Origin of the sequence: Streptomyces nojiriensis, from assembly GCF_017639205.1 — a bacterium.
In the GTDB taxonomy this organism is placed as follows: domain Bacteria; phylum Actinomycetota; class Actinomycetes; order Streptomycetales; family Streptomycetaceae; genus Streptomyces; species Streptomyces nojiriensis.
This window is the reverse complement of the sequence record NZ_CP071139.1, coordinates 7,657,294-7,677,030: the sequence shown is the minus strand read 5'-3', so window position 1 is coordinate 7,677,030 and position 19,737 is coordinate 7,657,294. Positions and strand designations below refer to the sequence as shown.

At 74.8% G+C, this 19,737-nt stretch carries 12 protein-coding genes; all 12 read right to left on the bottom strand.

Annotation, left to right across the window (positions count from 1 at the left end; genetic code table 11):
- Positions 1-15: 15 nt before the first annotated feature.
- Complete coding sequence (locus tag JYK04_RS35320) at positions 16-855, bottom strand: TauD/TfdA dioxygenase family protein (RefSeq protein WP_189741725.1); 840 nt, start codon at positions 853-855, stop codon at positions 16-18.
- Entirely contained in the window at positions 837-2,090 is a 1,254-nt protein-coding gene (locus JYK04_RS35315; RefSeq protein ID WP_189741728.1) for an MFS transporter, read from the bottom strand. Before JYK04_RS35315 ends, JYK04_RS35320 begins: the two co-directional genes overlap by 19 nt.
- Positions 2,080-3,492: an FAD-binding oxidoreductase gene (locus tag JYK04_RS35310; protein WP_189741731.1), complete on the bottom strand. Its 1,413-nt coding sequence runs from the start codon at positions 3,490-3,492 to the stop codon at positions 2,080-2,082. Before JYK04_RS35310 ends, JYK04_RS35315 begins: the two co-directional genes overlap by 11 nt.
- Complete coding sequence (locus tag JYK04_RS35305; protein WP_189741735.1) at positions 3,489-3,701, bottom strand: ferredoxin; 213 nt, start codon at positions 3,699-3,701, stop codon at positions 3,489-3,491. Before JYK04_RS35305 ends, JYK04_RS35310 begins: the two co-directional genes overlap by 4 nt.
- Before the next feature lie 76 nt (positions 3,702-3,777).
- Entirely contained in the window at positions 3,778-5,034 is a 1,257-nt protein-coding gene (locus JYK04_RS35300) for a cytochrome P450 (RefSeq protein WP_189741739.1), read from the bottom strand.
- Positions 5,031-11,411, bottom strand: a complete 6,381-nt coding sequence (locus tag JYK04_RS35295; protein WP_189741742.1) for a non-ribosomal peptide synthetase — start codon at positions 11,409-11,411, stop codon at positions 5,031-5,033. Before JYK04_RS35295 ends, JYK04_RS35300 begins: the two co-directional genes overlap by 4 nt.
- Positions 11,408-11,833, bottom strand: coding sequence for a nuclear transport factor 2 family protein (locus JYK04_RS35290; RefSeq protein WP_189741745.1), 426 nt, complete (start codon positions 11,831-11,833; stop codon positions 11,408-11,410). Before JYK04_RS35290 ends, JYK04_RS35295 begins: the two co-directional genes overlap by 4 nt.
- A complete protein-coding gene (locus JYK04_RS35285) occupies positions 11,830-14,025 on the bottom strand; it encodes an aminotransferase class III-fold pyridoxal phosphate-dependent enzyme (RefSeq protein WP_189741747.1) in 2,196 nt (731 codons plus the stop codon). The genes JYK04_RS35290 and JYK04_RS35285 overlap by 4 nt, the downstream gene beginning before the upstream one ends.
- Before the next feature lie 457 nt (positions 14,026-14,482).
- Positions 14,483-16,393, bottom strand: coding sequence for a beta-galactosidase (locus tag JYK04_RS35280; protein WP_189741750.1), 1,911 nt, complete (start codon positions 16,391-16,393; stop codon positions 14,483-14,485).
- Positions 16,390-17,427 carry a zinc-dependent alcohol dehydrogenase gene (locus JYK04_RS35275; RefSeq protein WP_189741754.1) on the bottom strand — a complete coding sequence of 346 codons (1,038 nt, stop codon included), beginning with the start codon at positions 17,425-17,427 and terminating at the stop codon, positions 16,390-16,392. Before JYK04_RS35275 ends, JYK04_RS35280 begins: the two co-directional genes overlap by 4 nt.
- The gene (locus tag JYK04_RS35270) at positions 17,424-18,395 is read right to left on the bottom strand and encodes an inositol monophosphatase family protein (RefSeq protein ID WP_229876038.1); all 972 of its coding nucleotides are present in this window, start codon (positions 18,393-18,395) and stop codon (positions 17,424-17,426) included. Before JYK04_RS35270 ends, JYK04_RS35275 begins: the two co-directional genes overlap by 4 nt.
- Positions 18,392-19,660: an aspartate aminotransferase family protein gene (locus JYK04_RS35265; protein ID WP_189741757.1), complete on the bottom strand. Its 1,269-nt coding sequence runs from the start codon at positions 19,658-19,660 to the stop codon at positions 18,392-18,394. Before JYK04_RS35265 ends, JYK04_RS35270 begins: the two co-directional genes overlap by 4 nt.
- Positions 19,661-19,737: the final 77 nt, after the last annotated feature.

Genomic DNA, 19,737 nt, shown 5'->3' with positions numbered 1-19,737 from the left:
TCTTCGCGGGCGTGCTCACGCGGCGGCGACGCTGACGCGGTGGACGGTCCGGGTGACGCCGGGCGGCAGGTCGGTGGCGACGTGGTAGGTGGTGGCGGTCTTCCACAGCAGCAGGTCGTGCGGGGTCCAGCGGTGGGTGTACGTCCGGTCGGGGTCGGCCAGGAGGGTGTCGACGAGGTCGAAGAACTCCTCGTTCTGGTTGGCGTCGAGGCCGATGACCCGGTCCATGTAGGCGCGGGCGCCGTACAGGAAGCGGCGGCCGGTGTGCGGGTCGCGGCGCACGACGGGGTGTTCGACGGCCGGGTACTGGCGGGCGACGAGGGCGCGCACCTCGGCGATGGACAGGCCCACGTGCTCGGGGGCGATGCGCTGCTGCTTGGTGAGGGTGTGCAGCCCGATGCGGTCCCACAGCAGGTCGCGCCAGTCCTCGGGCAGCCGGTCGTAGACGTCGGCGGCGCTCGCGAAGACGGTGTCGCCGTGTCCCTCGGGCACGTGGACGCCGTGCAGCACGGTGTAGGCGGAGGGGTCGGCGTCGAAGGAGGAGTCCTGGTGCCAGAAGTGGCCGACGCGCTCGATCCCGATCGGCCGGCCGGCCTTGCGCTCGTTGGACGAGACGAGGATCTCCGCGAAGTCGGGATGGCGCCAGTCGGCGAGCAGGAAGGGGACGGGCCGGCCGATGCGGGCGGCGAGGCCTATCTGCTGCCGGGGGGTGAGGTCGATGCCGCGGACGACGACGAGGTCGCGCCGGTGCAGGGAGTCGACGACGTCGGCGATCACTTCGGGGCGGGTGAGTTCGGTGTGGGTGAGTCCGGTGTATTCGACGCCGATGAAGGGGGTCAGGTCGCGCTTGTGCACGGTTCCTCCTTGTGCCAGGTGTACGGGTGGGTGCGGGCGGCGAGCAGCAGCAGGCAGGCGGCGCAGACCGCCGCTCCGGCGGCCGTCCACGGGGCGCCCGGGTGGCCGGGGGCCGAGAGGTGCAGGGCGAGTTGCGGGGCAGTGATGAAGGCCAGGTTGACGCCGCTCGCGTACAGGCCCATGGTGCGGTCGGCGGCCGGGCCCGAGACCCGGCTGACGTAGTCGAGCAGTCCGGGGAAGACGACGATCTCCCCGGCCGTCCAGACGAGGGTGGCGAGCACCAGCTCCGGCCCGGTGTCGGCCAGGGCCATGAGCAGGAACCCGGCGCCCGCGAGGGCGTAGCCGGTCAGCAGCGTCGCCAGGTGTCCGACGCGTGCCATGCGGATGTTGAGCGGTACCTCGAACAGGACGATCCCGACGGCGTTGACGGTGAAGACGACGCCGGCCCAGTAGCCGGGCAGGCCGAGGCCCACGATGACGTAGGCGCCGGTGAAGACCGAGGGCAGCGCGTAGGCCAGCTGGATGGGCAGCGAGAGGCCGAACACGGTCCAGAACCGGGTGCGTTCGGCCGCCGTCGGGCGGAGCGTGCCGCGCGGGGCGGCCTCGTTCCCCGGACCGCCGCCACCACCGCTGCCGGTGTCGGCGTACGGTCCCGCACCGGGCCGGTGTGCGCGGCGCAGGTGCAGGAACGCCGCGGCCGCCAGGACGCACAGGGCGTTGGCCCAGAACACGGAGTACGGGTCGAGCGCGTACAGCAGCGCCCCCACGAGCGGGCCCGCGGACAGTCCGAGGTTGATGGCGAGCCGGTGGCAGGAGAACGCGACCTTGCGCTGCTCGGGCGGGGACCCGGCGATCGTGGCCGCGTACGCCGCCGGGGTGACGATCTCGTACGCGAACCCCCAGACCAGTACCCCCGCGGCGAGCGCGGGCAGGCCGTGCAGCAGCGGCACCACCGCGACCGCGGCGGCGCCCAGCAGGAAGCCGCCGCGCATCAGCGTGTACGGGTGCAGCCGCCCCAGGAGCCGTCCGGCGGCCAGGTCCGCGGCGAGGGCACCGACCCCGAAGGCGGTGACGACCAGGCCCGCCCCGGCCGCGTCCAGGCCTCCGCCGCCCAGCAGGTGGGGGGTGAGGAAGGGGTAGGCCATGGTGCCGGTGCGGAAGAGCAGGGTGGTGAGGAACAGGGTCCGCAGGGGCGGGGCGAGCCCGGCCACGGTCCGCAGGGTCTCAAGTGGCACGGCGGGTCCCGGTCGGCCGGCGGGCGAGGACGGCGCCGGGGTTGAACAGGCCCGCCGGGTCGAGGGCGTCCTTGAGGCCTTGGTGGACGCGCAGCGCCACGGGTCCCAGCTCGCGTTCCAGCCAGTCCTGCTTGAGCTTGCCGACCCCGTGCTCGCCGGTGATGGTGCCGCCGAGGGACAGGGCGAGGGCGAGGATCGCGTCGAACGCCGTCCGGGCGCGGGCGTACTGCCCGGTGTCGGCGCCGTCGTAGAGGACGGTGGGGTGCATGTTGCCGTCGCCCGCGTGGCCGACGACCGCGACGGTGAGCCCCGCGTCGGTGCCGATCCGTGTGCAGCCCTCGATCAGTTCGGCGATGCGGGTACGGGGCACCGCGACGTCCTCGGTCATGCAGGCGCCCCGGGCTTCGAGGGCGGCGAGGCTCACCCGGCGGGCGCGCAGCAGCAGGGCGCCCTCCGCCGCGTCCTGCGTGGCGTGCGTGTACACCGCGCCCGCCTGCCGGAACACGCGTTCCATGTGGTCGAGTTCGGCTTCGCGGGCGGCTCCGGGTGCGTCGGACTGGCACAGCAGCAGGGCCTGGTCCCCTTCGCCGACGAGTTCGGTGCCCAGGTAGGCGGAGGAGGCGCGCAGCGACGTCGCGTCCATGATCTCCATGAGGGAGGGCACGAGGCCGGCCCGGACGATCCGGTTGACGCTGGCGCCGGCCTGGGCCACCGAGTCGAAGGCCGCGACGACGGTGCCGGGCACGGCCGGCAGCGGGCGCAGGGCGAGGGTGGCCCGCGTGATGATGCCGAGGGTGCCCTCGCTGCCGACGAGCAGGCGGGTGAGGTCGTAGCCCGCGACACCTTTGACGGTGCGTCGGCCGGTGCGCAGGAGGGAGCCGTCGGCGAGGACCGCCTCCAGGCCGAGGACGTAGTCGCCGGTGACCCCGTACTTGCCGCAGCACAGGCCGCCGGCGTTGGTGGCCAGGTTGCCGCCGAGGGTGCACGTGTCGAGGCTGGAGGGGTCGGGCGGGTAGTACAGGCCGTGGGCGGCGGCGGCCGTCTTCAGGTCCTGGTTGACCACGCCGGGTTCCACGACGGCGAGCCGGTTGTCCGGGTCGAGTTCGAGGATCCGGTTCATCCGCGTCGTGGCCAGGACGACGCAGCCGTCGACGGCGTTGGCGGCGCCGGTCAGACCCGTTCCGGCGCCCCGGGGGACGATGGGCACGCCGGCCGCCGCGCAGGCCCGTACGCATGCCTGCACCTGCTCGGCCGAGGCGGGCAGGACCACCGCGAGCGGGCGGCCGTACGGGGCCAGCGGCATCATGTCGTGGGCGTAGCCGGTGGTGGCGGCCGGGTCGGTGACCAGGGCGCCGTGGCCGTCGAGGGCGGCGCGGAGGGCGTCCAGCAGGGCGGCGGTCATACGGGCCGCCCGTCGGCCCCGGTGACGAGGATGGCCCGGGCGGGGCAGAGGTCGGCGGCTTCCAGGACGGCGTCGGCGAGGTCCTCGGCCGGTTCCGGGTCCAGCAGCAGGACGACGCCGTCGGCCTCGTCCTGGTCGAAGACGGTGCCGGCGGACAGGACGCAGTGGCCGGCGCCGACGCAGCGCTCGGGATCGAGGGTGACCTTCACGGGGTCGGCTCCTTCGGGGCGGGGGACGGACGGTGGCCGGGCGGTACGGGACGGCGGCCCGTGCGCGGCGGCGGGGTCACCACGTCACGGGCAGGGCGTGCACCCCGTACACGGCCATGTCGGACTTGAAGCGGATCTCCTCGACGGGCACGGCGGTGCGCAGCGTGGGGATCCGGCGGGCCACGGCGGCGTAGACCTCCTGGAGCTCCACCCGGGCCAGCGCCTGGCCCATGCACTGGTGGGGCCCGTAGCCGAAGGCGAGGTGGCCGTGGGCGCGGGCGGCGGGGTCGAACTCCTCACCGGCGGGGAAGCGTCCGGGGTCCCGGTTGGCGACGTTGATGGCGGCGACGACGCCCTCTCCGGCCCGGACGAACCGGTCGCCGACCGTCACGTCCTCGGTGGCGATCCGGCGGATGCCGCGCTGGACCACGGTGAGGTGGCGCAGCATCTCCTCGACGGTGCCGGCGAGCAGTTCGGGGTCGTCGTCCGCGCCGAGGGCGGCGAAGTGGCCGGGGTGGCGCAGCAGGGTGAGCACCCCGAGGGAGATCATGTTGGCGGTGGTGTCGTGGCCGGCGGTGAGCAGCAGCAGGGCCATCGCGGCGAGTTGGGGCCGGGTCATGGTCCCGTCGGGCAGGTGCCGGGCGGCCATGCGGCCGATGAAGCCGTCCCGCGGCTCCCGTTCGCCCGCGGCGACGAGTTCCTCCAGGTAGTCCTGGAGGGCCTGCCGGGCGGCGGCGGCGCTCTCGGTGGTGCCGGCGACGACGTTCATGGTGTGGGTCAGTCCGCGGAAGAGCTCGCGGTCCTCGAAGGGGACGCCGAGGAACTCGCAGATGACGGTGAGTGCGACGGGCAGGGCCAGGTCGGCCACGAGGTCCGCCTCGGTCCCGCGGAGCATGCGGTCCAGGCAGCCGTCGACCACGGCGCGCACGGCCGGGCGCCACCCCTCGGCCCGTTTCACGGTGAACTCGCCGAGCACCAGGCGCCGTACGGCGTCGTGCTGCGGGTTGTCCATGATCAGCAGGGTCGGTTCGACGGCGGTCTCGGCGAGGGCGACGGCGCTGGACAGCGGGTAGCCGGGGCGGCTCTTGTCCGCGCTGAACCGGGGGTCGGCGAGGATCGTGCGGGCGTCGTCGAAGCGGGTGAACAGCCAGGGCCGGACCCCGTTCCACAGCGTCACGCGGGGCACGGTGCCCGCGTCGCGGATGGCGGTGGCCTCCCGCGGCGGGGCGAACGGGCACTGCCGGTCCATGGGGTAGTGCGGGTCTGCGCTCCGTACGGTGGTCGGGGCGGCGGTCTGCGATGCGGTCGTGAGGTCGGTCGTCGGGTCGGTCATGCGCGGGTGCTCCGGTCGAGGTTCTGCCACCAGCGGCCGACGAGGGCGTCGTCCAGGGCGGGCGGGGAGATGCCGTGGGCCCGCAGGGCTGCGAGGGTGGCGTCGTTGCGGTGGTCGGGGAGGCGGGCGTCCGGGTGGTCGCGCAGGTCCCGGAAGTACTCGCGGTAGGCGAGGGCGGGCAGTGCGGTGCCGCCGGCCTCGGCGTCGGCCAGGCGGCCGAGCCAGGTGTCCAGCGGGACCGCGGGAGTGGTCCGGCCCGTGCGGCGGTCGTGCACGGCGAGCAGTTCGGCCAAGGGCGTCCGCCGGGGGTGGTGCAGGTGGTGGACGGTGCCCGGGGCTCCGTCGGCGAGGGCCAGGGCGACCAGGGCCCGGGCCATGGTGTCCACGGGCAGTGCGTCGGTGGCGAGCCGCGGGTCGTCGGGGTGGCAGCCGAGGGCGGTGGAGGTGACGAGGAGCCGGCTGAGGAAGTCGTCCTCGCTGACGGCGCCCGTCGTGCTGCCGCCGGCCCGGCCGAGCCGGTAGATCCGGGCGTCGGCGCCGCGTGCGAGGGCCTGGGCGACGAGGTGCTCGGCGGCCCACTTGGCGGCCGCGTAGCCGCGGCCGCGGGGGTGGCGTTCCGCGGCGGCCGGGGTGGCCTCGGTGATGGTGCGCGGGCGGTCGCCGCCGGGTGCGTCGCGGAACACGCCGAGGGTGGAGACGTGGTGGAGGCGGGCCGGGCGGCCCTCGGCGCAGATCCGCAGGAGTTCGGCGGTGCCGCCCACGTTGGCGGCCGCCAGGTGGTGGAAGCCGGACACGTGGTGGACCTCGGCGCCGAGATGGAGGACGGTCGTCGCCCGCACGACGTGCTCCCGGTCGGTGCCGTCGAGGCCCAGGCCGGGCCGGGTCAGGTCACCGGGGACGGGCACGATCCGCGGGTCCGAGGCGTCGGGGCGCAGCCCGCGGCTGCGCAGAGCGGCGGACAGCCGTCGGCGGGCGGCGTCCGGGTCTTCGGCCCGGACCAGGCACAGGACCGGGCCCGTGGTGCGGTCCAGCAGCTCGGCGAGGACGTGGGAGCCCACGTATCCGGTGGCTCCGGTGAGCAGGACGGCGTCGCGCGGGTCGAAGGGGCCGGGGCGCCCGCGGAAGACGATGCCGGGGTCGAGCCGTGCGTCGTCGGGCCCCACGGGCCGCGCCGCCGGACCGGCGGGGCGGCCGGTCCCCGGGTGGGCGGACCGGCTGCGCGCGGGGATCCCGGCCGGGCCGGAGCCCTCCAGCAGGCGGGCCACCTCCCGTACGGTCGGCGCGGCGAGGAAGTCGGCGACGGCGATCCGGACGCCGTACTCCCGCTCGATGCGGCCCAGGAGCCGGATGACGCGCAGGGAGTGGCCGCCCCGTGCGAAGAAGTCCTCGTCCGGGGAGCCGGCCGGCCCGCCCAGTACGTCCTCCCACAGGGCGAGCAGCCGCCGCTCGGTCCCGTTCGCGGGGCCGTCGGCGCCTGCGTCGGCCGGGTGCGGCCGCTGCCGGCGCACGGCGGCCAGGCGGGCGGCGAGCGCGGGCCGGTCGGCCTTGCCGTGGCTGCCGGTCGGGATGGCGGGGACGGGCACGGCCAGCCGGGGCACCATGTGGGCCGGGAGGAGGCGGGCCAGGTGGGCGCGGGCGTCCCCGGGGGCGGCCGTGCCGACGTAGCCGACGGCGAGTTCGGCGTCGGCCCCCGCGCCGAGGAGGACGGCGACGGCCTCCCGGACACCGGGGTGTTCCGCGAGCGCGGCCTCGATCTCGCCGGGCTCGATGCGGAAGCCGCGCAGCTTGATCTGGTGGTCGAGCCGGCCGAGGTAGTCGATCGATCCGTCGGACAGCCGGCGCACCCGGTCCCCGGTGCGGTAGCAGCGGCTGGCGCCGGTGAGTGCGGGATGGGTGGTGAACGACGCACCCGTCCGCTCGGGGTCGCCCAGGTAGCCGTCGCCGAGTCCGGCGCCGGAGAGCCACAGTTCGCCGGGCACGCCGGTGGCCGCGAGCCGTCCGTGGCGGTCCACGACGTGGGCCGCGGTGCCGGACAGGGCGGTGCCCACGGGAACGCGGGCCCGGTCGTCCGCGGGGTCGGCCCGGTGGGTGGTGGCCAGGATCGCCGCCTCGGCCGGGCCGTAGCCGTTGACGACGACCCGGTCCGCGGCGAAGTGACGGGTGTCGTGGACGTCCGCGGGCTCGCCGGCGACCACCAGTACGCGTACGCCGGCCAGGTCGGGACGGTCCAGGGCCCGCAGCAGGGAGGGCACGGTCACCATCACGGTGACCCCGGCGGTGCGCAGGGTGTGGGTGAGGGCCGGGCCGTCGGCGCGGGTGGCGTCGTCCGCGTACACCAGGGTGGCGCCGGAGACGAGCGGCATGAACTGCTCGAATGCGGCCACGTCGAAGCCGGGCGAGGTCAGTTGGAGCCACACGTCGTCGGCGGTGAAGGGGTGTCGGCCGAGGCAGGCGAGGAGGGTGTTGGCGACCGCGCCGTGGGAGACGGCGACGCCCCGGGGACGCCCGGTGCTGCCGGAGGTGTAGATGACGTACGCGGGGTCGGCCGGGTCGCCGCGGTGCGCGGCGGGCGGGGTCCGCTCGCCGGGGGCGGTGAGGGCCTCGATGTCCAGGACGGGCGGGCCGGAGCCTTCCGTACCCGGCCCGAACAGCGTGTCGGCGGTGTCCTTGGCACAGACCAGCGCGCCGGCATCGGCGTCGCCGATGCAGTGGCGCAGCCGCCGCGCCGGGTACGCAGGGTCGAGCGGCACGTAGGCCGCTCCGGCCTTGAGCACCCCGAGGAGGGTCGCGGCGAGGAGCGGGGTGCGCTCCAGGCACACGGCGATGCGGTCGCCGGGCCGGATCCCTCGGGTGGCGAGGCGGGCGGCCACGGTGTCGGAGAGCCGGTCGAGTTCGGCGTAGGTGAGGCTGGTGTCGGCGCCGACGACGGCGGTCTTGTGCGGGCGGGCGGCGACCTGCCGGGCGACGAGGGCGGGCAGGGTGGTCCGCGCCGCCCGGGGGCCGGGCTCGGGGGCACGGATCAGCCGCTCGTGCTCCCCCGGTTCGTACAGGGTGACGTCGTGCAGCGGCGGGTCGCCGTCCGCGAGGCGGTCGAGCACGGCGGCCAGCTGGCCGGCCAGCCGCTGTGCGGTGGCCCGGTCGTAGAGGTCGGTGCTGAACTCGACCTCGATGTCGAGGCCGTCGCCGTCCTCCTGGAAGGTGAAGGACAGCTCGAAGGTGGCGGTGTCGCGGTCGCCGGCGTCCCAGGGCGCGGTCCGCGCGCCGGGCAGCTCCAGTGGAAGCGGGCGGCGCTGCCGGTGGTTGACGACGGCCTGGAAGGGGACGGCCGCCCGGCCGCCGGCGGCCTGGGCGAGTTCCCGGCCCACGGCCTGGAAGGGGACGTCCTCGTGGTGCAGGGCCTCGGTGCAGGCGGCGCGGACCCGGGCGAGCAGGACACCGGTCGTGGTGTCCGCGTCCGCCTCGATCCGGACGGGCAGCAGGTTGACGAAGCAGCCTACGAGGCCCTGCGCCCCGGCCCGGTTCCGCCCGGCGGCCAGGGCGCCCAGGGTGAGGGTGTCGCGCTCGGTGTGGGCGGCCAGGACCGTGTACACACCGGCCAGGCCGAACATGTACGGGCTGACGCCGTGCCGGCGGGCGGCCTCGGCGTGGCGCGCGTGTTGCGCCGCGCCGATCCGCAGCCGCACCCGGTTGCCGGATCCGCTGAGGACGGCGGGGCGGGGGCGGTCGGTGACCAGGTCGAGTGCGGCGGCGCCGCCGTCGAGCGCGCCCTGCCAGAACCGGGTCGCGGCGGCGAGCCGTTCGGGGCGGGGCGCGAGGGAGCCGCGCAGGTGCTCGGGGTAGCCCGGGTCCAGGGGCGGCAGGTCGGCGGCCGGGTCCGCGTACAGGGCGGACAGCTCGGACGTGAAGAGGTCCAGGGACCAGTCATCGGCGATGGCGTGGTGGACGGCGAAGTAGAGCAGTGCGCTCCGGGCGTCCAGGGTGAGCACCAGGGTGCGCAGCAGCCGGGTGCCTTCGGCGTCCGGCTCCGCGGTGCGGTGCTCGGCGGCCAGGGCGCGGGCCAGGGCCTGGCGTTCGCCGGCCGGAACCCCGGTGAGGTCGATGTGGCGCACCGCCGCGCCCGGGTCGGCGGTCAGGCTCTGCCACCGGCCGTCGGCGTCGTGCCGTACGACGGTCCGCAGGGCGGCCTGGCGCCTGCCCAGCAGGGTCAGGGCGGTCCGCAGCCGGGCCGGGTCGAGGGGGCCGTCGACGAAGTACCCGCGTCCGATGACGTACCGGCCGGTGCTTCCGGTGGCCTCCTGCTCGAACCAGATCCCTTCCTGGGCGGGCGACAGCGGCAGCCTGCCGGAGTCGGCGGCGGGGGCGGGGGCGGGCCCGGGTGGTACCGGCGCCGGGTCGGCGGCGGCAGTGGCGGTGGCGGTGGCCACGCGGGCCGCCAGGGCCCGGATCGTGGGGGTGGTGAAGAGGTCGGCGATCGTCAGGGCCACACCCTGGTCGCGTTCGAGCCGGGCGAGGATCGCCAGCGCGGACAGGGAGTCGCCGCCGGCGGCGAAGAAGTCGGTGTCCGGGCCGGCCGCGCGGCCGAGCACGGCTTCCCAGTGCGCGGAGACGGCGCGCAGGGCGGAGCCCTCCTCCGTACCGGGGCTCGCCGGGGCGGAGCCGGCCGGACCGGTGCCCGCCGCGGCAGCGCGGTCGGCGAGGGCGGCGAGCAGACGGCGGTCGGTCTTGCCGTTGGCGGTGGCCGGCAGCTCCGGCAGGACGGTGACGGCAGCCGGGACCGCCGGTTCGGGCAGCAGCCGGGCGATGTGGGCGATCAGCGCGGCGGCCGGGACGCCGGGAGCGGTCGGGGCGACCGCGTCGGCCGGGGCCGCCGGGACGACGGGATGGGCCTGGGCACCGACGGAGGCGGGGGCGCCGGGGGCGGAGGACTCGTCCGGGGCGGACGACGCGTCCGGGGCGGGGTCGCCGACCGGTGTCAGGGTCACGTACGCGGCCAGTCGGCGGGCGTCCGCGGCGCCGTACGGGACCACGACCGCCTCCCGGACCGCCGGGTGGGTCAGCAGTGCCCGTTCGGCTTCGGCCGGTTCGACGCGGTGGCCGCGGATCTTGACCTGGTCGTCGAAGCGCCCCAGGAAGGCGAGTTCGCCGCCGGGGAGCCGGCGGACCCGGTCGCCGGTCAGGTAGGCGGTGCGGCCGGGCCGGCCGGGCTCGGGGACGAACCGCTCGGCGGTGCGCTGCGGCTCGCCGCGGTAGCCCTGGGCGACGCCCGGGCCGCCGATGCAGAGTTCACCCTCCTCGCCGGGGGCGGCCGGGGTGCGGTCGGGGCGCAGGACGTGGGCGGTGGCGCCGGCGAAGGGGCGGCCGATCGGCACGTCCCGCCAGGCGTCGTCCCAGTCGTCCGGGCTGTCGAAGGTCTGCCAGCAGGCGTAGACCGTGGTCTCCGTGGGTCCGTAGCCGTTGACGATCCGGCAGCCGGGCAGCTCGCGCAGGGCGGTCCGTACCGCGTCCGCGTCGGCCCGGTCGCCGCCGGAGACGCACAGGCGCAGCCCGCTCAGGTCCGCGGTGATGTGCTCCATGGCCAGCCGGAACAGGGGGGCGGCCAGCCGCAGCACGGTCACGCCGTGGCGGGCGCACTCCCGGCCGATGTCGTGGACGCCGGGCCGGGCGGACCGCGGGAGCACGAGCCGGGCGCCGTTGAGCAAGGCACCCCAGATCTCGAAGACGGACGGGTCCACATGGAGCGGGGCGAGCTGCAGGACGGTGTCGTCGGCGGTCAGCCCGGCCTCGGGGGCGTGCGCCAGCGCGAGGACGGAGTGGTGCGCGACCCGGACGCCCTTGGGGGCGCCGGTGCTGCCGGAGGTGTGGATGACGTAGGCGGTCCGCCCGGCCCCGGGGGCGTACGGCGGGCTCTGGCCCGGGTCGGGATCCAGGTCCAGGTCCGGGGCCAGGTCCGGGGCCGGTGCGTTCTCGTCGACGGGCAGGACCGTCACTCCGGCGGGCAGGAGGGTGCGCAGCCGCGCGGTGTCCTGCCCGGCGGCGAAGACGGTGCGCAGCCCGCTGTCCAGGACGAGGGCGCGGATCCGCTCGTCCGGCGCGTCGGGGTCCAGCGGCAGGTACGCACCCCCGGCCAGCACCGTCCCCAGAAGGGCGGCGATGGTGCCGGGCGAGCGCCGGGCGCAGATCCCGACGCTCTCGCCGGGGGCGGTCCGGCCGGCGAGGCGGCGGGCGGCGAGGCGGCGGGCGGCGGCCGCGGCCCGGGCGGCGAGTTCGCCGTAGCCGATGCGCAGGTCGCCGTGGATCAGGGCGGTCCGGTGGGGGTGGGCCCGGGCCACGGCGGTGAAGGCCGCGCCGAGGGTGGTGGCGGTGGCGGTGGTGTTCACGGGGCCGAGGTCACCTCCTGCGGCTCGCGTTCCAGGGCCTCGACGACGCTGGCGGTGTCGAAGAGGTCGAGGTAGCGGGAGATGAGTCCGTCGCGGACGGTGAAGACGTTCATCCACTGCGCCTCGTAGCGTGCGCCGTTGGCGAGGACGTGGGTGCGGCTCACGCCCAGGACCACGACCCGGTCCCCGGCGTCGAGGTACTCGTAGGCCTCGCACTCCTGGACCCGGATCAGCTCGCGGACGAGGGCGAAGAAGGCGCGGAAGCCCTCGACGCCCCGGTAGACGCCGGCCCACGGCAGCGAGGCGGGGCCGTGGTAGACCCACTCGAAGTCGGGGGCGAGCAGCGGCTCGATGTCGGCGAGGCGGCCCTCGTCGAACAGCCGGAAGAAGGTGCGGATCACTTCGACGTTCTGCGTGCTCATACGGTGCTCCTCGAAGGCGCGGGGGTGCGGGACGGGCCCGGTTTCAGCGCGCCGGACAGGCGCTGGCCGAGCCGGAACAGGGCGGCGTGGGCGAGGAGCCGGGCCGGCCCGGTGCGCGAGAGCCTGCGGGCACCGCGCATGACCTGGAAGATCTCCCGCTCGGTGGCGGTCAGGGGCAGCAGGACCACGTCGTAGACGACGAAGGCCCGGGCGCGGTTGATCCACCAGAGGATGAGGGCGTACGTCATCCACTCGCCCTCGGGGTCCACGAAGCGGCCCAGGGCTCCGGGGACGCGTGGTTCGAACCGGCCGAGCATGCCCTCGGCGAACCGGCGGCCTATCACTCCGCGCGGCCCGGTGTCCATCGCGGCGAGTCCGGCGGCCACGAGGTCCGACAGGGCCCGGACCCGTTCGGGCAGGCCGAGGGCGTCGACCTGGCGGATGGCCTGGAGGGCGAAGTGGGCGCCCAGGGCGTGGGCGTGGTGGGTGCGCAGTTCCTCGACCAGCTGCGGGTTCGTCCGGCGGGCGGCGTCGTACACCTCGTTGGAGACGAGGGCGGCGCCGGTGGGGAAGCAGCCGTAGCTCAGCGCCTTGGACAGGCTCATCAGGTCGATGGCGGGGAGCCGGCCGTGGTGGGCGAAGCGGGTTCCGCAGCGGTAGTAGGACGTCAGGATCTCGTCGACGCCGACGAGATAGCCGTGTTCGGCCCGGCCCGCGGTGACCGCGTCGAGGAGCGGGCCGGGGATCGGGGCGTAGGCATCGGAGCTGCCGTGGACCAGTTCGATCCACACGAGTCCGATCTCGCCGGTGGCCGCCTCCTTGCGGAAGTCGTCGACGGCGTGCGGGGTGAAGGGGTCGATGTAGCGGATGTCGTCGTAGAGGGGGCCGAAGGGCGCGCGGGTGCGTCCGGCGGCGGTGGCCAGCAGGGAGACGAGGGTCTTGCCGCCGTAGTTGTGCTTGAAGACGACGATGCGCCGCTTGCCGGGACGGGCGAGACGGGCCAGGGTGATGGCGCTCTCGACCGCGGACGCGCCGCTGACGGCGGGGAAGGTGTGGGGCAGGCCGGTTTCGCGGGCCAGGACCTGTTCGAGCTCGCGGACGTGGTCCCGGGCGGGGTCGTGGTCGCGTACGACGTCGGTCAGCGCGTCGGCGGGGTTGTGGCCGGCCACGCCGAGCCCGGCGCCGCACAGTCCGTCGACGAGGTCCAGTTCGCGGCCGGAGTCGAGGCGGACGGTGAGCCGGGAGCCCTTGGCGCGGACGACGTTCAGCGCGCCGTGCAGCTTGCGGTGCATGCGGACCGCCATCGGGTTCACGTGGCGGGCGTACAGGTCGAGGGTGGCCTGCCGGTCGGCGGCGGCCGCCGCGAGGACCCGGTGCACCGGGGCGGCGGCGTCCCAGCGGGGGCGCAGCCGGGCGCCGACGGCGCGCATGGCGACGCTGTTGCCGCCGTAGGTGTTGGAGTGCAGGAACCCGGTCTTCGGGGTGGTCCACGGCGCGAACGTGTCGTGGGTGCCGGTGAAGGCGCCGAACGGGACCTCGTACCCGGTGAGGGATTCGCCCAGGACGACGAGGTCGGGGCGGAGCGCGGTGACGGCGGGGTCGGCCGGGCTGTCCGGGGCGATGTCGCTGAGGTCGACGACGACGCGGGCGCCGGTGGCGCGCGCGGTGCGGGCCAGTTCGACGACGGCGGCCAAGGCGCCGGCGTCGAGGAGTTCGGGGGCGCGGACGACGAGCCCGCACACGGTGGTGCCGTGCAGGGCGGTGCGCAGGCCGGCGACGGTGGTGTGGGTGAGGAGGCCGGGGGCGAGGGCGCGGTCGGGGCCTTCGCCGAGCGGGTCGGTGCGGCGGGCGAGGGTGCCGTCGGGATCCAGGACCAGGATGCGGCCCTGGTGGGCGGGGGCGGTCGCGGCGGCGCGGTGGCGCAGGAGTTTGACGGCGCCGTGCAGGGCCTCGTAGCGGGAGTTGGCGAAGAAGCTGCGGTAGTGGGTGCCGGCCGGGCGGCCGCCCAGTTCCCGGACGAACTCGCTGACGAGGTGGCCGGCCTGGGCGGATTCGGTGGACACGAACCAGGACGGCATGGCGAAGACGGGCTGCTCCTGCGCGATGAGGTCGGCCAGGATGCGGAGAGTCTGCGGACCGGCCGGACGCAGGTGCGGTGCCTGGCCGGGGGCGGCGTGGGGGTTCGGGTTCATGACGCCATCTCGCTCGTGGGAGGAGTCCCGGCGGCGGGTGTCCGGCGGGATCGCTGCGCTTGCGGGGCCTTGCGGGGCGCGGGGCGGGTGGGGTGCGGGTGCGGACTGCCGAGGTGCCTGGGCGACGGGATCACCGCCCTGCGGAGCGGGCGACGGCCCGGGCCCGCTGCCCGGCGTCGGAACCACCGCCGCCGTGCAAACGCTGGCCGGTCGTGGCACCGTGCCCCGGCGGAAGCACCGCCGGGCGGCGCCCGTTGTGGCACGCGGGCCGGGGACACCGCCAGCGGAACCACTGCCGGACAGGGCTGGCGGGGCCGACAGCCGGACTGCCGCCAGGCAGGGTCCGTCCCGGCACCGCCCGGCGGAGCCGGCAGCGGGACCACCGTCGGACAGAGCCCGTGGCGGGGCCGGGCGGCGGGGGGCGCGCTGTCAGGTACGCTTCCCCGCCGCCCGGGGCTCAGGAGGCCCGGACGCGTGTCGCGTCGGGCTTTCCGCCGTCCCAGGTGAGGGCGACGGGGGTGCCGGACGGCTCCTCGGGGGTGGCGAGCCATCCCACGAGTGCGCCGTCGCGGGTGACGAGGACCGCGGCGGAGCCGGCGGGCAGGTCCAGCGTCCAGCCGCCGCCGGTGCCGGTGACCCGGTCGTCGGCGTCGGTGGGGTTGAAGGCGCCGATGACGCGGACGCCGTCGGGGCCGGACCGGCTCAGGACGCGGGCCCTGCCGTGCGCCGTGGTCCAGCGGGGGCCGGCCGGGGCCGGGAGCGCGGCGGCGAACGCGGCGAGGAACGCGGCGGCCGCGCCGTCCGCGGGCTCGCCGGCCGGGAGCGTCAGCTCGCCGGGGCCGTCGCCGTCACCGTGCCCGGCCCGCAGCACGGCGACGGGGACGGGGGTGCCGTCGGCGGCGGGGGCCGGCTGCTCGTCGAGCCAGCCGAGCCCGATCAGGCGTCCGGAGTCGGCCAGTTGGCTGTGCACGGCGTCGGCGAGTTCCGCGAGGACGGTGCGGCCGGTGCGCTGCCAGGCGCCGGCCTCCGGCAGGGCCCGGTCGACGAGGACCACCGCGTCGCGGTCCAGGACGGAACCGGACAGCAGGTCGCCGTGGCGTTCGAGGAACGCGGCGAGCAGCCGCAGGCCCTGGGCGTTGGCCTGGTGGGCACCGCCCTCGGCGAGCGGTGCGCCGGGGGTGTACGGCGGTGCGTGCAGGGCGGGATCCACCCCTTCGGCGCGCAGCCCGTCGGGGTCCATGTCGACCAGCGGGCCCCAGTTCTCCGTGGCGCAGGCGGTGTAGACGCTGACGGTGGTGGAGCCGAGCAGGAGGGCCAGCAGGGTGTTGAAGACGGGGGTCGCCGGCCGGGCGAAGGTTTCGTCGGTCCAGGTGAACCCCCAGTTCGCCTCGACCACGTCGGTGCCGCCGAGGAGGATCCCGGCCAGGTGGGAGCCGAAGGCGGCGGTCTCCCGGGCCGTGTTGCCGATCCATTCGGTGTGGCCGACGAAGTACCCGGAGCCCTGGACGGCGCGCTGCCGGGCGGCCCAGGCGTCGAGGGCGGCGCGCGGTGCGGTGACCGCGGTCAGGGGGACGTTGGCCAGCCGGGCCGGGCCTTCGGGGAAGAGCGCGGAGATCCGGTCCCACAGGCCGACGATGGCGTGCCCGGACCAGCGGGACCACTGCTGTCGCGTGGCGCTGGTCCACCGGTTGACGTCCTCGGTGGCGAGGGCGGCCTCGTCGGTCAGGCCGCGTCCGGTCAGCCAGCGGGCGAAGGCCCGGCGGGCGGCGGGCGAGGCGTCCTGGGCGTCCACGGGGAGGTGGGCGTCGCCGCAGGTGCCCTCGTTGCCGAGCTGGAGGGCGACGACCGGGCCGTGGGGGGCGGCGGCTCCGGCGACGACCTCCTCGGCGACGGCCTTCAGCCAGATCTCGGTCTCGGCCTGGACGGCCGGGTCGAGGAAGCTGGGCAGCGGCTTGCCCTGGGAGGTCAGGACGGTGCCGTCCAGCCCCTGGTAGGGGGTGTGTCCGGGGCCGCACAGGCGGTCGGGCAGCCCCCCGAGCTGGACCTCGGCGTGGATGAAGGGTCCGGGCTTGAGGAGGACGCCGAGCCCGGCGGCTGCGGCCAGCTCCAGCAGTCCGACGACGTCGCGCTGCGGGTCGGTCTTCCCGATGAAGTCGAAGGAGCGGTCGCCCTCCTGCGTACCCGTCTCGTGGAAGCGCCACGGGAGGTAGCAGGAGACGACGTCCACCCCGAGGGCCCGCAGTTCGCGCAGGTCGGCGGCCCAGTTGGCGGGGGCGGCCCGGTAGTACGGGTACTCGCCGACGACGACGGGCCGGGTGGTGCCGGGCACGAGCGCTCCGGCGAGTGCGGTGCGCGGGGCGGGGCTCATGCGGCCGCTCCGTCGTGCGGGGGTACGAGGACGACCTTCAGGGCGGTGTACTCGGCGCCGGGGACGGCGGCGAGGGCCTTGAACGCCTCCTCGTGGTCGGCGAGGGCGAAGCGGTGGGTGACCACGCGCTCCAGCGGCAGCTGCCGGGCGAGCTCGACGGCCTTGGGGAAGATCATGCTGTTGTAGTCGCCGGCGCCGATGATCTGCAGGCCGCGCTGGAGCAGGGTGAGCGGCCGGACGGTGGCGGAGGCGTTGCTGTTGAAGCCCATGACGACGACGCGGCCGCGCACGGCGGCGTAGCCGATGCTCTGCTCCAGGAGGTTGCCCACGGAGTCGACGACGAGGTCGCCGCGTCCGGTGAGGGCGGGGTCGTCCGGGGTGTGGACGGTGACGCGGCCGCCGAACTCGGGGGCGTCGAAGATCTCCTGGCCGAGCCGGCCGCGTACCGGGTCGGGTTCGACGAGGAGGACCGTGGCGCCGTAGCGCTGGGCGGCCATGGCGGTGACCACGCCCATGGGGCCGCCGCCGACGACGACGGCGGTCTCGCCGGCGGCCAGGCGGCCGGCCTCGATGTTGTTGAGTGCGCAGGCGAGCGGTTCGACGACGACGGCGCGGTCGAAGTCCATGTCCTCGGGGATCGCGTGGCAGAAGAGCTCGGGGAGGCGGATGAACTCGGCGAAGGAGCCGTCGTAGTCCAGGCCGACCTCGGTCCCGGCCTTGCGGCCGCAGAAGTTCCAGTGGCCTTCGAGGCAGGTGGGGCAGTTTCCGCAGTACAGGGTGGGGTTCACGATGACCCGGTCGCCGACGGCGAAGCGGGTGACGCCCGGGCCGGTGGAGTCGACGACGCCGACGGCCTCGTGGCCCATGACGACACCGGTCTCGGCGGGGAACTTGCCGACGAGGACGCTGCGGTCGGTCCCGCAGATGCCGCTCTGGGTGACGCGGATGACGATGTCGTCCGCGGCCAGCGGCTCCGGCTTGGGGTGGTCGACGAGGGCGAGCGTGCGGTCGGCGGTGAGCGTCAGGGCCTTCATGATTCCTCCCTCACGGGCGCGGCGGCGGCGCGGCCCAGGTCCCAGCGGATGGTGTCGAGGAGCTGCTTGTGGAGTTCGGGGGTGGCGGCGGCGATGCAGGACTTCTGGTTCATCGGTCCGAGGTCGACCAGGGAGGTGCTGCCGAGGTCGTCGCCGTAGGCGTCCGTGATGACGACGCCGGCCTGCCGGGCGAGGTAGACGACGGCGGCGATGTCGTAGGGGAAGAGGTGCAGGATCGAGCCGCGGCCGACCCGCAGGAACGCCTCTTCCGTGTCCGGGTGGTCGCGCAGCACGCGGTTGCCGATGTCGACGTAGGCGTCGAGCTGGCCGGTGATGATGCGGGAGATGGAGAAGGTGCTGCTGTTGAAGACGAAGATGCCGCCGGTGTTGGCCGAGCTGTCCACGAGGTGGCCGTACGCCTGGGTCATCAGGTCCATCGGGTGGCCGTTGAACTCGATCGACCAGAACATGTGGGTCGGGTCGGTGTTGTGGCTCAGCCGCGGGACCGGGGTGGCGAATCCGCCGCTGTCGAGGCCGTCGGTGTCGTCGCCGTAGAGCCATGCGCCGCTCTTGATCTCGACCAGGCAGGCGGCGTCGACGTCGGCGAGGGTGGGCTTGCCGTCGCCGTAGGGGGCGGCCGCGATGGACACCATGCCCATTTCGAGGCCGGCCGAGGTGGGTCGGGTGCCGTCGATCGGGTCGACGACGAGGAGGACCTGCGGCTCGGGGGCGAGCTCCACGTAGGAGCCGTCCTCGGTGTAGAGGGCGGCGGGGACGTGGGCGTGTTCGCGCAGGTAGTCCAGGACGGCCTTCTCGGCCACCTCGTCGACGTCGAACTGGGCGTCGCCGCCGGGCGAGTCGCCGTGGACGCTGCGCTCGCGGCCGGTGGCCTCGTAGGCGAGGAGTTCGGCGCGGACGTGCTGTCCGAGGGAGGTGAGCAGGCGTTTCATCGGGTTGTCGGCGGTCATCGGGCCAGCTCCGCGAGGAAGAGGTTCTCGAGCTTGTCGCAGATCTCCTCGGCCTGGTCCATGGTGAGGATCAGCGGCGGGCGGATCTTGAGGACGTTGCCGTAGCCGTAGCGCGAGGTGCGCAGGATCAGGCCGTGGTCCATGGCCTTGGTGGCCAGGTGGTTGGTGAGCTTCACGGCGGGCTTGCCGTCGGCTTCGGCGATCTCGAAGCCGATCATCAGTCCGACGCCGCGGACGTCGACGATCTGCGGGTAGCGGCGCTTCATGTCGTCGAGGCGCTGCATGATGTAGTCGCCGGTGCGGGTGACGTTCGCCAGGAATTCGGGCTGCCGCACGATGTCGAGGGTGGCGTTGGCCGCGGCGGCGGCCAGCAGGTTCGCGCCGTAGGTGAAGGAGTGGTGGTTCGCGGGGAGGCCGGCGAGCCGCTCGTTGGTGATGATGGCGGCGACCTGCGCGCCCGATCCGCCGAGGCCCTTGGCGGTGGTGATGGCGTCGGGTTCGACGTCGAAGTACTGGGCCGCGAACATATGGCCGGTGCGGCCGATGCCCGTCTGGATCTCGTCGAATATGAGGGCGATGTTCTGCTCGTCGCAGAAGGCGCGCAGTTTCTGCATGTAGCCGTCCGGCGGGACGATGTTGCCGCCGTTTCCGGAGATCGGCTCGATGAGTACGGCGGCGACCCGGCCGGAGCTGGCGTAGTCGACGAAGTCCTCCAGCCGGTCCACGCACATCATCCCGCAGGAGCCCTCCTTCTGCCCGTAGAAGCAGCGGAAGCAGTACGGGTCGGGAACCTGGAGGCTGCCGGGGAAGAGGTTGGGGAACGGCTCGCGGCGGAACGCGTTTCCGGACATCGACGTCATCATCATCGTCTGTCCCACGTGGCTGCGGAACAGCGTGATGACCTCGGACTTGCCGGTGGCCATCTGGGCCATCTTGATGGCGCCCTCGTTGGCGGCGGAGCCGCCGGAGACCTTGGGGTGCACCTTCGTCAGGTTGTCCGGGGAGACCTCGACCAGCCGCCGGACCAGGCCGTTGACCGGATCGCTCTGGTAGGAGGAGGTGATGTGGACCACCTTGTCGAGCTGGTCCTTCATCGCGGCGACGACGGCCGGGTGGGAGTATCCCAGGCTCAGGTTGAAGGTGGCCGACGCGCAGTCGAGGTAGCTCTTGCCGTCCTCGTCGTAGAGGTAGACACCCTCACCCCGCGCCATCTTGTAGTCGCTGACGGGGTAATAGATGTGGTCGGTAACGTCCTTGGTTTCCATCGGTCCCTCTCACACGGGTCGTTCGAGACGTCATCACGGAGAAAATGGACGGCTGAATTGCAACTCACGTCCAATGG